This window comes from Streptomyces sp. MGP-BFMKR1 (assembly GCF_057766585.1).
Genome location: NZ_CM173408.1, coordinates 7,776,311 through 7,790,567, shown reverse-complemented (window position 1 = coordinate 7,790,567; position 14,257 = coordinate 7,776,311). Strand labels below are relative to the sequence as shown.

The 14,257-nt window shown below is 73.9% G+C and carries 1 protein-coding gene; it reads right to left on the bottom strand.

The annotated features are described in order from the left end of the window. Window position 1: 1 nt before the first annotated feature. Complete coding sequence (locus AC3CHW_RS31310; RefSeq protein WP_488468710.1) at window positions 2-14,245, bottom strand: SDR family NAD(P)-dependent oxidoreductase; 14,244 nt, start codon at window positions 14,243-14,245, stop codon at window positions 2-4. Window positions 14,246-14,257 lie beyond the last annotated feature (12 nt).

Below are 14,257 nucleotides of genomic sequence, written 5' to 3'. Positions count from 1 at the left end.
GTCAGCTCTCCTTCGCCTGGGCGGACAGGCGGGCCTCGGCCTGCCAGATGTCGATCTCGCCCTCGTACACCTTGGCGAGCACTTCATCGAGGTCGTCATCGGCCGGCGCGGGAAGCTCGCCGGCGAGGAACTCCGCGAACTCCCGGAGGTTCGGGTACTGGTAGATCTTCGTGGTGCTGACCGAGGAGCCGAACTCCTGGTTCACCGCACGCACCCACTCCACACCCACCACCGAGTCCAACCCCAACTCCGTGAAGTTACGACCCGCGTCGATCTCCTCCACCTCGACGAACAACTCCCGAGCCAGACTCACCCGCAACGCGTCCACCAGGCCGTCGATCGTGGGGCCGGCGGGGACGGAGACAGCCACCGGCCGCACCACCGCATCAGGACGCTCGGCCAGCGCCGACGCGCTCGCCGGCCGCTGCTCCACGGCGGGGGCGGCCACCGACAGCTCGCCGGCCAGGAAGTCGGCGAACTCCTTGAGCGTGGGGTACTGGTAGATCTTCGTGGTGCTCACCGAGGAGCCGAACTCCTGGTTCACCGCACGCACCCACTCCACACCCACCACCGAGTCCAACCCCAACTCCGTGAAGTTACGACCCGCGTCGATCTCCTCCACCTCGACGAACAACTCCCGAGCCAGACTCACCCGCAACGCGTCCACCAGGCCGTCGGCCGCACGCCCCGAGGGCACGGAGGCCGCCACCGGCCGCGTGACCGGCTCCGGCGTGGTCGCGGAGGCGGGGGCCGGTGGTGGCACGGCGGCGGGGGCCGGAACCGGCTGCGACCGCGCCGCGCGCGGCGGCTGCGCCGGCGCGGTGGGCGCCGCCGGCGCGAGTTCGCCGGCCAGGAAGCCGGCGAACGCCGCCACGTTCGGGTACTGGTAGATCTTCGTGGTGCTGACCGAGGAGCCGAACTCCTGGTTCACCGCACGCACCCACTCCACACCCACCACCGAGTCCAAACCCAGCTCCGTGAAGCTGCGGTCGGCGTCGATCTCGTCCACCTCGACGAACAACTCGCGGGCCAGGCTCGCCCGGAGCGCGTCCACCAGACCCTCCGCCGCGTCGGCGGCGGGTGCGGGCCGGGTGGCGGGGGCCGGCTCGGGGGCCGGCGAAGCGACCGGTACGGGCGCCGGCTCGACCCTCGACGGGACCGCCGGCGCGGGCGCCGGGGCGGGTGCCAGTGCGGGCGCCGGGGTCGGGGCCGCCTGGGTCAGCGGTCGGAGGGTGACGCGCCGCGGCGCCACGGGAGCGGGCTGGGCGGTACGCGCCATGTCGGCGGCCATCTCGGCCACCGGACGCAGGCGCACCGCGCCACCCTGGCCCACGTCCGCGACCCCCTGGGCCGGCACCGGCAGCACACCCGGGACGACCGGCCGCGGGCTGACCGCCGGCTGGGACGCGGGGGCCGGGCGGGGAGTGCTGGCCACTGGGGTGGGTTCGGCGACCGGGGTGGGTTCGGGGGCCGGACGCTGGGTCGGCCGGGCGGCGGGTGCCGCCGGTGTGGCCGGTGTCGCGGACTCCACGGAAGCCGTCGGCGCCGCCGCGGACTCCGCCGCCATCCGTGCCCGGTGGCCGCCGACCCACAGGTGCCGGGCGGCGAAGGGGTGGGTGGGCAGGCTGATGTGGGCGGGCCGCTGGTCGAACAGGTCCTGGAGGCGCGGGTCGTAACCCTGGCAGTAGAAGTCGGCGAGCGCCAGCAGGAGTTCCTGGTACCGGGCCGGGTCGTGGTGGCTGTTCGCCGCCTCGTCGGTCATGTCCTGCACGACCGTGGTGACGGCCGCGTTCGGCGCGAACTCGCGCGGCACGGCGCCACGGTAGACCTTGCGCGGCTTGTCTCCCTGTGCGGCCTGCCGCAGCAGGCGCACCGCGTCGTCGCGGTCGTGGACCACCACGGCGCACCGGTGCGCGAAGTGGTGTCGGCCCGTCGTCAGGGTGTGGCTGACCGACGCCAGGTAGCCGAGACCGGCCTCGGGCCGGGCCGCCAGGTGGTCGGCCAGGTCCGTGAGCGCCTGGGCCAGCGCCTCGGCGGTCTTGGCCGAGAGCGGCAGCAGGTACGCGGGGGCGGTCGGCTGGGCCTCCACGGCCGCCTCGTCCTCGCGGGTCGTGCCGTGCGCCTCCAGGATGACGTGGGCGTTGGTGCCGCTGAACCCGAAGGCGCTCACCCCACCACGGCGGGGCGTGCCGTCGGGGCGCTCGGGCCAGGGGCGCGGGGCGCGGTTGACGAAGAAGGGGCTGTCCTCCCAGCGGATGTAGTCGCTCAGCTCCTCGCAGTGGATGCTCGGCGGAATCACCTCCCGCTTCATCGACCACGCCAGGGCCATGACGCTGACCAGGCCCGAAGCGGCCTGCGTGTGGCCGACGTTCGGCTTGGTCGACGTCAGCGCGCAGAAGCCGGTCCGCTCCGTTGCGCCGCGGAACGCCTCCGCCAGCGCGTTGATCTCGATCGGGTCGCCGAGTCGGGTGCCGGTGCCGTGGGTGACCAGGTACTCGACCGAGTCCGGCGAGACCTGGGTGCGCTCGTACGCCTCACGGAGCAGGCGGGCCTGTGCCGCGCCACTGGGCGCGGTGATGCCGTTGGTCTTGCCGTCGTAGTTGACGCCGCTGCCCAGGACGGTGGCGTAGATCCGCTGGCCGTCCGCCTCGGCCGCCGGCTGCTTGCGCAGTACGAGCACCGCGACGGCCTCACCGGGCACCATGCCGTCGGCCCGCCGGTCGAACGCCCGGCACACCCCCTCCTCGGAGAGCATCCCGGCCCGCGCCATCGCGTCGTAGGTGCCCGGGAAGGCGAGGATGTTGGCGCCGGCGACGATGGCGGTGTCGCAGTCGCCGTACCGCAGGCTCAGGCACGCCTCGTGCAGCGCCACCAATCCGGAGGAGCACGAGGTGTTGATGGCCAGGCTCGGGCCCGACAGGTTGAGGAAGTACGCCAGGCGCGAGGCGAGGATGGAGGTGGCGTTGGAGGTGACGCTGCCGTCCTCGCCGGTGAGGAAGACGTAGTCGGCCTCCTCGACGCCGACGAACACACCCACCTTCTCGCGGTTCAGCCGCTCGGGGCCGTAGCCGGCGTCCTCCAGGGCCTTCCACATCTCCTGGAGCAGCAGCCGCTGGCGCGGGTCCATGTTCTCCGCCTCGCGCGGCGAGATCTCGAAGAACAACGGGTCGAACTCCGCGACGCCGGGGATGGCGCCGAGGCGCCGCTCCGTGCCCCAGCCCGGGCGGTCGGCGGGCACCGGGCCGACGACCGAGCGGCCCTCGGTCAGGATCTCCCACAGCTCGTCCACCGTGCGCGCGCCGGGGAACCGGCCGCTCATGCCGACGATCGCCACCGGCTCCGGGCCCGTGTCGCCGGGGAGTCCGGCGCCGGCGCCCTGGCGTACGACGCGGCCGGTAACCGCGCGGCGGCGCTTGACCTTCTTGGTCACCGCGCGCTTGACGACCGCTCCGCCGCCGCTGCGGCCCTCGCGGTAGAACGCCTCCAGCGTCTCGGTGTGGGTCTCCATGAGATGGCCAGCGAGGCCGTCGAGGGTGGGGTAGCTGAAGAACACGTCGGGGGTCAGCTCGATGCCGAGCCGCTCGGCGAGCACGCCGGCGAACTCGACCAGGCTGATCGAGTCGAACCCGTAGTCCTGCAGATTGGCCGAGCCGTCCAGCTTGTCCAGCGGCAGCTTGAGCAACTGCGACACGGCGTCGCCCAGCTCCCACTCCAGGCACTGGGCCACCGACCAGCCGATCATTTCGGCCCGCCGCCCCGGCCCCGCGGGCACCGCGTCGGCGTCGGCCGTCGCGGGCTCCTCGACCTCCTCCACGACCTCCTCGTACTCGTCGACCTCTTCGGGCGCGCCACCCCCGTCGGTCGCCGCCACGGCCCGGGCGAGAGCGCGGCGGGCCAGGCTCTCGTCGGACGGCCAGTACAGCTCCCTGGCGAAGGGGTGGTGGGGCAGGCTGATACGGATGGGCGCCTGGTCGAAGAGGCCGTCGAAGCTGAGGTCGTAACCCTGGCAGTAGAAGTCAGCCATGGCGAGCAGGAGTTCCTGGTAGCGGCCGTGGTCCTGGCGGCTGCGGGGTGCCTCGGCGACCAGGTCGCCCACCAGGCTGTTCGGGGTGAAGTCCCGGGTGACGGTGCCCCGGTAGACCTTGCGCGGCTTGTCACCCTGCGCGGCCTGCCGCAACAGCCGGACCGCGTCCTCACGGTCCTGGACCACCACGGCACACCGGTGCGCGAAGTGGTGCCGCCCCGCCATCAGGGTGTGACTGACCGACGCCAGGTACCCCGCGCCCACCTCGGAGCGCGCCTCCAGGTGGTCGCCCAACGCGCCGAGCAACTCCGTCAGCGCCTCGGCGCTCTTGGCCGAGACCGGCAGCAGGTACGAGGACCCGGCGGGCTGGCCGTCCAGGGCTGCCTGGTCGGTGCGGGCCGTGCCGTGGGCTTCGAGCACGACGTGGGCGTTGGTGCCGCTGAACCCGAAGGCGCTCACCCCACCCCGGCGGGGCGTGCCGTCAGGCTGCTCGGGCCAGGGGCGCGGGGCGCGGTTGACGAAGAAGGGGCTGTCCTCCCAGCGGATGTAGTCGCTCAGCTCCTCACAGTGGATGCTCGGCGGAATCACCTCCTGCTTCATCGACCACGCCAGCGCCATGACGCTGACCAGACCCGAAGCGGCCTGCGTGTGGCCGATGTTCGGCTTGGTCGACGTCAGCGCGCAGAAACCGGTGCGCTCCGAACCACCACGGAACGCCTCCGCCAACGCGTTGATCTCGATCGGATCTCCGAGTCGCGTGCCCGTGCCGTGCGTGACCAGGTACTCCACCGAATCGGCGGCCACCCCAGCCCGCTCATGCACATCCCGCAACAACCGCACCTGCGCCGCACCACTGGGCGCGGTGATGCCGTTGGTCTTACCGTCGTAGTTGACGCCACTGCCCAGGACGGTGGCGTAGATCCGCTGGCCGTCCGCCTCCGCCGCCGGCTGCTTGCGCAGTACGAGCACCGCGACGGCCTCACCGGGCACCATGCCGTCGGCCCGCCGGTCGAACGCCCGGCACACCCCCTCCTCGGAGAGCATCCCGGCCCGCGCCATGACGTCGTACGTGCCGGGGTAGGACAGGATGTTGGCGCCGGCGACGATGGCGGTGTCGCAGTCGCCGTACCGCAGGCTCAGGCACGCCTCGTGCAGCGCCACCAGACCCGACGAGCACGAGGTGTTGATCGCCAGGCTCGGACCCGACAGGTTCAGGAAGTACGCCAGGCGCGCGGCCAGAATCGAGGTGGCGTGAGCCGTGACGCTGCCGTCCTCGCCGGTGAGGAAGACGTAGTCACCCTCCTCGACACCGACGAAGACACCCACCTTCTCGCGGCCGAGTTGCTCGGGGCCGTAGCCGGCGTCCTCCAGGGCCTTCCACATCTCCTGGAGCAGCAGCCGCTGCCGCGGGTCCATGTTCTCCGCCTCGCGCGGCGAGATCTCGAAGAACAACGGATCGAACTCCGCGACCCCCGGGATCGCCCCAAGCCGCCGCTCCGTACCCCAGGCCGGACGACGATCGGCGGGCACCTCACCCACCACCGACCGACCATCGGCCAGGATCTCCCACAACTCCTCGACCGAACGCGCCCCCGGGAACCGGCCACTCATCCCGACGATCGCCACCGGCTCGGCGGACTCGGCGGTGGAGCCGGCGCCCCGGCGCAGCACGCGGCCGGTCTTGGCGCGGCGGCGGGCGCCGCGCGCCGCCCTGACGGGCTTGGTCGCCGTGCTCTCCGGGCGGTTGGCGACCGCCGTGCCGGCGGTGCTGCCGCCCTCGCGGTACAGCGCCTCCATCGCGTCGGTGTACGCGGTGATGAGGTGGCCGCTCAGGGCCTCCAGGGTGGGGTAGCTGAAGAACACGTCGGGGGTGAGATCGACGGCGAGCCGCTCGCCGAGCACGCCGGCGAACTCCACCAGGCTGATCGAGTCGAACCCGTAGTCCTGCAGGTTGACGCCGTCCTCCAGGCGGTCGGCCGGCACCTTGAGGACGAGGCTGATGACGTCCTTGAGTTCCCACTCCAGGCACTGGGCCACCGACCAACCGGCCATCTCGGCCCGCCGCCCGGGCCCCGCGGCCACCTCGACGGCCTCGGTCACCGGGGCAACACTCCGCTCGACCGTCTCGGGCACCTGCTCGTCGGCGGTGTCGGTGCCGTAGGCGAGGCCGCGCACGCGCAGCAGCACGGTGCCGTCGGCGGCGCACACCGTGGCGTCCAGCTCGTCCGTGCCGTGGTCGACCAGCGCCCAGGCGGGGGTGGAGGCGGTGGTGGGCGCGAAGACCACCTCGCGGGCCGCGTGGGCCTCCGCGCCGGCCGGCAGGCACGCCTCCAGCGCGTGCACGAGCGCCAGGGCCGCGCCATCCGCCCCGGCGGGGGCGGCCAGCTCGATCACCGGCCGGTCCAGGGTGTCCCGGTCGACGCGCTCGACGGAGTCCGTCTCGCTCGCCGTGCCGGCCGCGACGATCCGCGCGCGGCCCTCGCCGGCCACCAGCTCCTCGTCGGGGGCCTCACCCTGGTCGGCGTAGACCGTCCACTCGATGGAGCCGCCGGACGTGGGCAGCAGCGAGAGGTGGACGGTGAGCGCGTCGCCGGCCGGCGCGAGTGCGCCGTGCCAGGTGACGTCGGTCAGCCGCACCGCGTGCGTGTCCCGCTCGACGCCCGGGCTGGCCAGCAGCAGCGCCGCGCGGGCCATCTCCAACTGGGCGGCCGGTGTCGGCGCGGTCGGCAACTGCGAGGTGAAGCGCTGGCGGGTCAGGTCCGAGGTGTTCTCGTGGACGAGCGGGTGCAGGCGGGCGACGCCGCCGCCGGCCCGGGTCGGCTGCCGGTCGCCGCCCGGCAGCCAGTAGGTCTCCTCGGCGAACGGGTAGGTGGGCAGGCTGATGCGGCCCGGGGTGTGCCCGGCCGCTCCGTGCAGCCCGCGCCAGTCGATGTCCAGGCCGCTGACCCAGGAGGCGACCAGGGACTCCAGCGGGGTCTGGCCGTCGCCGCCCACCGCGGTGCCGCTCTCGGTGCCGCCCGGCCGGGCCTGGCCGGTGACGACGTCCTCGGCCGCGCCGGTGCCGTCCAGGTAGGCGGCCAGCTTGCGATCCGCCGTCGCCAGGTCCTGGGCCAGGAAGCCGAGCCGGTGGGGCATCGCCTCGCGGCCGACCTGGAGGGTGTGGGCGATGGCGGGCAGGTCGGCGTCCGCGTACCGCCCGCTGCGCAGCGCCGCGCGCAGCCGCTCGGCGCTGACGCGCAGCCGTTCCTCGGTCTTGGCCGACAGTACGAGGGCCACCGGCTCGGTGGGCTCGCCGCGCGTCGGCGCGCCGGCGGACGGCCGGTACTCCTCGATGACCAGGTGGGCGTTGGAGCCGCCCGCGCCGAAGGACGACAGTCCGGCGATGCGGGGGAACTCGCGCGCCACCCCGTCGATCTCCACGACCGGCGGGCGCCACTCGGCCACGGTCCGCTGCACGGCGAACGGCGTGTCGTCGAAGTCGATGAACGGGTTGAGCACGTCGGAGTGGAGCGAGGGAACGAGCGTGCCGTGTCGCATCTGGAGCAGGACCTTGGTGAGTCCGGCGATGCCGGCGGCGGCCTCGGCGTGGCCGATGTTGGACTTCACCGAGCCGATGGCGCACGCGCCGCGCTCCACCACGCCGTCGAACGCCTGGCTCAGGCCGCGGATCTCGATCGGGTCGCCCAGCTTCGTGCCGGTGCCGTGCGCTTCGACGTAGCTGACGGCGCGCGGGTCGATCCCGGCCTGCCGCAGGGCGGCGCCGATGACGTTGCCCTGGGCGCCGGGGTTGGGGACGGTGTAGCCGTTGGTCCGGCCGCCGTGGTTGAGGGCGGTGCCCCTGATCACACCGTAGACGTGGTCGCCGTCGCGCACCGCCCGCTCCAGCGGCTTGAGCAGCACGGCGCCGACGCCCTCGGCCGGCACGTAGCCGTCGCCCTCGTCGCCGAAGGACTCGCAACGGCCGTTGCTGGAGGCGAACTTGCCCTGCGACAGGAGCAGGAACTTGTTCGGGTGCAGGGAGAGGTTGACACCGCCCGCGAGGGCCACGTCGCTCTCGCCGCGCCGGATGCTCTCGCAGGCCAGGCTGATGGCGGTCAGCGAGGAGGAGCACATGGTGTCCACGGCCAGCGAGGGGCCGTGGAAGTTCAGGTGGTACGAGACCCGGTTGGCCATCGAGGCGAAGTTGCCGCCGGTGGCGATCGGCGCGCCGGCGAGCTGCCGTTCCAGGCCGAAGAACTGGTAGTCGGAGGTCATCACGCCGACGAACACGCCCGCCCGGCGCACGCCGTCGGCGCCGTCGGGGCCCTCGGTGCCGTCGAGGTCGCGCGGGGTGTACCCGGCGTCCTGGATCGCGGCGTACGTGACCTGGAGGAACAGCCGCTCCTGCGGGTCCATCAGCTCGGCCTCGCGGGGCGCGATGCCGAAGAACAGCGGGTCGAACTGGTCGACGCCCTCCAGGAAGCCGCCCCACCGGCAGTAGATGCCCTGCTGCTCGTGGGCCTGGTGGTCCCAGCGGTCGGCGGGGACCTCGGTGACGCTGTCCCGGCCGTTGCGCAGGTTGTCCCAGAACGTGTCGAGGTCGGGGGCCTGCGGGTACCGGCCGGCCAGGCCGATGATGGCGATGTCGGGTGAGCCGGGCGGCGTCGTGGCCGCCGCGTCCGCTGCCGCGCCGGCGCCGGCGGGCAGGAAGCGGGAGCGGCCCCGGCGGCGCGCGACGGCCCGTGGCCGGTCGCCCGCGGCGGGTTCGGCGGCCGGCGCTACGGCGCGGGCGGTGGCGGCCGGGGCGGTGGCGCCGGCCAGCCGCGCCACCGTGGCGGGGTGCGCGTCCAGCAGGTACCGACCCAACTCCGCCAGCGTCTGGTACTCGAAGAACAGCGTTTTCGGCAGCTTGCCGAAGTCACCCTCCAGGACGTCGGTGAGGGCCATGACGCTGATCGAGTCGATGCCGTACTCGCTCAGCGGGGCCTCGGGGTCGATGGTCCCGGCGTCGAGCTTCAGCTCCCGGGTGACGACGTCCGTCAGGTACGCGACGACGCGCGAGCCGTCGGGCGCGGGCCCGGTCGCCCGCTCCCGCCGCTCCCCGCCGGCGGGGGTCGAGCGGGCGGTGAGCCGGTCGATGACGGTCGCCAGTCGCCGCTGGTCGCGGGCGGTCAGGGCGAGGGCCTGCGCGGCCTCGCCGCGCAGCGCCCGGTAGAAGGCGGCGATGCCGGCCGCGCGGGGCATGGGCACCAGGCCGCTGCGGGCTTCGAGCTGGGCGACGACCTGGTCGTCCACGCCCATGCCGCCGTCCTGCCACAGCGCCCAGTCGACGGTGAGCGTCCGGCCGCTGCGCAGCCCGGCCCGCACCTGCTCGGCGCGGTGGGCCGCGAAGTGGTCCATGAAGGCGTTGCCGAGGGCGTAGTCCGCCTGACCGGGGTTGCCGACGCTGCCGGACGTGGAGCCGAAGCAGACCAGGAAGTCCAGGTCAAGCCCGGCGGTGGCGGCGTCGAGCGCGACCAGGCCGGTGACCTTCGGGGCCAGCACCTCGCGGACGTCGGCGAGTTCCTTGCGGATGAGGTAGTCGTCGCGCAGCACGCCCGCGCAGTGCAGGATACCGTGCAGTCCGCGCCCGCCCGAGGTGAGGTCCGCGATGGTCGCGGCGACGGCGGCGGGGTCGGTGACGTCGAGCCTGCGGTACGAGGCCGTGGCGCCCTGCTCGGTCAGGCGCGCGAGGGCCGCGTCGACGCGGTCGCCGGGCGCGGAGCGGCCGGTGAGGGTGATGGTCGCGCCGGGGGCGCTGCGGGCGATCTCCTCGGCGAAGAGCAGTCCGAGTCCGCCCGCGCCGCCGGTGATCAGGTAGCTGCCGTCCGCGCGCCAGGGCCGCTCCCCGGTGGCGTCCGTGGCCTCGGGCAGCGGGCGCCACTCGGGCACGAGGCGGCGGTCCTCGGTGTACCGGACCTCGGGGTCGAGTCGCGGCCCGGCGGCCTCGGCGTCGATGCGGGCGAGGTTCGCGGGCGCGTCGTACGGGCCGGGCAGGGCGATGAGTTGGGTGCTCAGCCTGGGGTTCTCCAGGTGCGCGGTCTTCAGCAGCCCGGAGAGCCCGCCGTACACGTGGGCGTCGGCGCCCTGCGGTACGACGACCTGGAGCAGCACGTCCTGGGCCGGTCGGCCGGCCAGGATCTCGCGTACCTCGGTGAAGAGTCGCTCCGCGAGCGCGGTGAAGCGCTGGGCGGCGTCGTCGCCGGTGGCGGTGAGGGTGCGGACGCTGACGCCGGTGCCGAAGGCGTTCGGGGCGGGGGCCGGGTCCGGGTCGCACAGCAGCAGGTGGCGCTGGGCCCAGGCGAGGGGCGTGCCGGTGTCCGTGGCGGCCCTGGGGCGGGTGGCCCAGGTGGCCTCCCAGACGCCGGTCGCCGGCGCGGCCGACGCCTGGTCGGGCATGTCGTGGCTGCTCAGGCTGGTGGTGAAGCCGCGGAGGCGGGCGCAGACCTGCCCGGCCTCGTCGCACAGGTCGATGTCGTAGCGGGTCACCCAGGAGCCGGCCGACGGCAGGCGGCGGACCACGGCCCAGGCCGGGGTGCCGGCCGGGGCGTAGATCTCGGCCTCGTCGAGGGCGACCGGCAGGTGGGCCGTCGTGCCCTCGACGGCCATGAATCCGGCCGTGGCCTGGAAGGCGCCGTCGAGGAGGCCGGGGTGCAGGACGTAGGCGTCGTCGGCCTCGGGCAGGGCGAGGCGGGCGACCACCAGGTCGGTGCCGAGGCCGAGTTCGGTGATGGTGCGGTGGGTGGGCCCGTAGCGAAGCTGGGCGGTGGCGAAGAGGTCGTAGCACTCCTCGCCGCTCAGGGTGCGCGCGCAGGCGGCGCGGAGGGCCGGCACGTCGATGACGGGGGCGGGCTCGGCCTGGGCGGGCGGTACGAGGACGGCGTCGCCCTGGCAGTGGATGTCGCCGTCGTCGTCGCCGGAGAAGATCTCGAAGCCGATGTCGCCGTTCGGCTCCGGGATGAGGGCGAGTTCGCCGGTCACCGGAGTCGCGTCGACGGCCAGCGGGCGCAGCCAGCGCAGGTTGACCAGGCGCATCCGCACGGCGTCGGCGTCGGCTCCGCGGGTCGCCTGCTGGACGGCCTCGCGGGCCATCTCCAGGTACGCCGCCGCGGGCAGGATCTTGTGGTCCTGGACGACGTGGTCGGTGAGGAACGGCTCGGCGCCGGTGAACAGGGAGGTGTAGCGCTGTTCGGTCAGGCTGGAGGTGTTCTCGTGGACCAGCGGGTGCAGCCGCTTGGCCGCCGCCCCGGCGGCCGGGCCGTCCGGGACCCAGCACTCCTGTCGCGCGAAGGGGTAGGTGGGCAGGCTGACGCGGGCGGGCGGCTGGTCGAACAGGTCCTGCAGGCGCGGGTCGTAACCCTGGCAGTACAGGTCGGCCATGGCGAGCAGGAGTTCCTGGTAGCGGCCGTGGTCCTGGCGGCTGCGGGGTGCCTCGGCGACCAGGTCGCCCACCAGGCTGTTCGGGGTGAAGTCCCGGGTGACGGTGCCCCGGTAGACCTTGCGCGGCTTCTCACCCTGGGCCGCCTGCCGCAACAGGCGCACCGCGTCCTCACGGTCCTGGACCACCACCGCGCACCGGTGCGCGAAGTGGTGCCGCCCCGCCATCAGGGTGTGACTGACCGACGCCAGGTACCCCGCGCCCACCTCGGGGCGCGCCTCCAGGTGGTCGGCCAACGCGCCGAGCGCGCGGGACAGGGCCTCGGCGGTCTTGGCCGACAGGGGCAACAGGAAGGCGGCGGCGGCGGGTTGGCCGTCGATGGTGGCCTGCTCGGCGCGGGCGGAGCCGTGGGCTTCGAGGACGACGTGGGCGTTGGTGCCGCTCATGCCGAAGGCGCTCACGCCACCTCGGCGGGGCCGGTCGCCCTCCTGCGGCCAGGGGCGCGGGGAGCGGTTGACGAAGAACGGGCTGTCCTCCCAGCGGATGTAGTCGCTCAACTCCTCACAGTGGATGCTCGGCGGAATCACCTCCTGCCTCATCGACCAGGCCAGGGCCATCACGCTGACCAGACCCGAAGCGGCCTGCGTGTGGCCGATGTTGGGCTTGGTCGACGTCAGCGCGCAGAAACCGGTGCGCTCCGAGCCACCACGGAACGCCTCCGCCAACGCGTTGATCTCGATCGGGTCACCGAGTCGCGTGCCCGTGCCGTGCGTGACCAGGTACTCCACCGAATCGGCGGCCACCCCAGCCCGCTCATGCACATCCCGCAACAACCGCACCTGCGCCGCACCACTGGGCGCCGTGATGCCGTTGGTCTTGCCGTCGTAGTTGACGCCACTACCCAACACCGTGGCGTAGATCCGCTGACCGTCCGCCTCCGCCGCCGGCCGCTTCCGCAGTACGAGCACCGCGACGGCCTCGCCGGGCACCATCCCGTCGGCCCGCCGGTCGAACGCCCGGCACACCCCCTCGGGGGACAGCATGCCGGCCTGTGCCATCGCGTCGTAGCTGGCGGGGTCGGCCAGTACGTTCACGCCGGCGACGATGGCGGTGTCGCAGTCGCCGTACCGCAGGCTCAGGCACGCCTCGTGCAGCGCCACCAGGCCCGAGGAGCAGGCGGTGTTGATGGCCATGCTGGGGCCGGAGAGGTTGAGGAAGTAGGCCAGGCGCGAGGCCAGGATGGCGTTGCTGTTGGAGGTGACGCCGATGCCGCCGGCGAGCAGGTCGCGGTAGTCACCCTCCTCGACGCCGACGAAGACACCCACCTTCTCGCGGCCGAGCTGCTCGGACCCGTACCCCGCGTCCTCCAGGGCCCGCCACATCTCCTGGAGCAGCAGCCGCTGGCGCGGGTCCATCAGCTCCGCCTCGCGCGGCGAGATCTCGAAGAACAACGGATCGAACTCCGCGACCCCCGGGATCGCCCCAAGCCGCCGCTCCGTACCCCAGGCCGGACGACGATCAGCGGGCACCTCACCCACCACCGACCGCCCATCGGCCAGGATCTCCCACAACTCCTCGACCGAACGCGCCCCCGGGAACCGGCCGCTCATCCCGACGATCGCCACCGGCTCGGCGGACTCGGCGGCCGGGTGGGTGGGGGTGGCCGGGGCGCTCATCCGCAGCCGTCGGCGGCGGGGCTCGGGCCGTGCGCGGTCGGCGCGCGGGGCGGTGCTCGGGGTGGTGCTCGGGGCCGAGCGCGGTGCCGCGGTCCCGGTGGCGGCGCTCGGCACGGTGCGGGTGACGGTGCGGGCCTCCTGGTAGTGCGCCGCGAGGAGTTCGGCGTGCGCTTCGAGGAGGTGGCCGGCGAGGCCGTCGAGGGTGGGGTGGCTGAAGAACACGTCGGGGGTCAGCTCGATGCCGAGCCGCTCGGCGAGCACACCGGCGAACTCGACCAGGCTGATCGAGTCGAACCCGTAGTCCTGGAGGTTGGCCGAGCCGTCCAGCTTGTCCAGTGGCAGCTTGAGCAGGTGGAAGACGACGTCCCCCAGTTCCCACTCCAGGCACTGGGCCACCGACCAACCGGCCATCTCGGCCCGCCGCCCGGGCCCCGCGGCCACCTCCCGCACGGTCTCCGTGGTCCGCTGCTCGGCGCCGGTCGGGGCGCTCTCGGTGGGCGCGGTCTCCACCTGCTGCTCGTCGGCCGAGACGCGCAGCCCGCGGAAGCGGACCAGGCTGGTCCCGCGCCGGTCCACCAGGTCGACGGAGAGGGTGGCCTCCCGCTCCGTCGGGCCCGTGGCGACGTCCACGGCGCCCCACACGGCCTGGCGGGACGCGTCGGCGTAGGTCACCTCGTCGGCGCCGAGCAGCCAGACCTCGCCCTCGCCCCAGCCCGCCTCGCGGGCGACGGCGGCGAGGCAGGCGGCGAGTTGCCCGGGCACGACCACGGCGTTGCCGCGCCCGCCGGAGGCGGCGCCGGGCTCGCCGAGGTCCACACGCAGCGAGCCGGGCCGGCCGGCCCCGTACGCGTCCACGTCGACGTACTCGGGGGCGGCGTCGGGCAGGACGGTCACGGTCCCGGTGCTGCCGGTGGACTCGCCGGCGTCGGCGAACACCGCCCAGTCGTCGGCTCCGCCACCGGCCCCCGGGTGCAGGTCCACGTGCACCTGCTGGCCGGGGCCGACGACGACCGGCCCGTGCCAGGCCACCTGGGTCAGGCGGACGACCGCCCCCGCGTCCCCGCGCTCCTCGGCGGCGAGGGTGGCGGCGGCCCGCACCATCTCAAGCTGAGCGGCCTCGGGCAGCACCTTGACACGCGAGGCGTCCATACCGTCAAACAT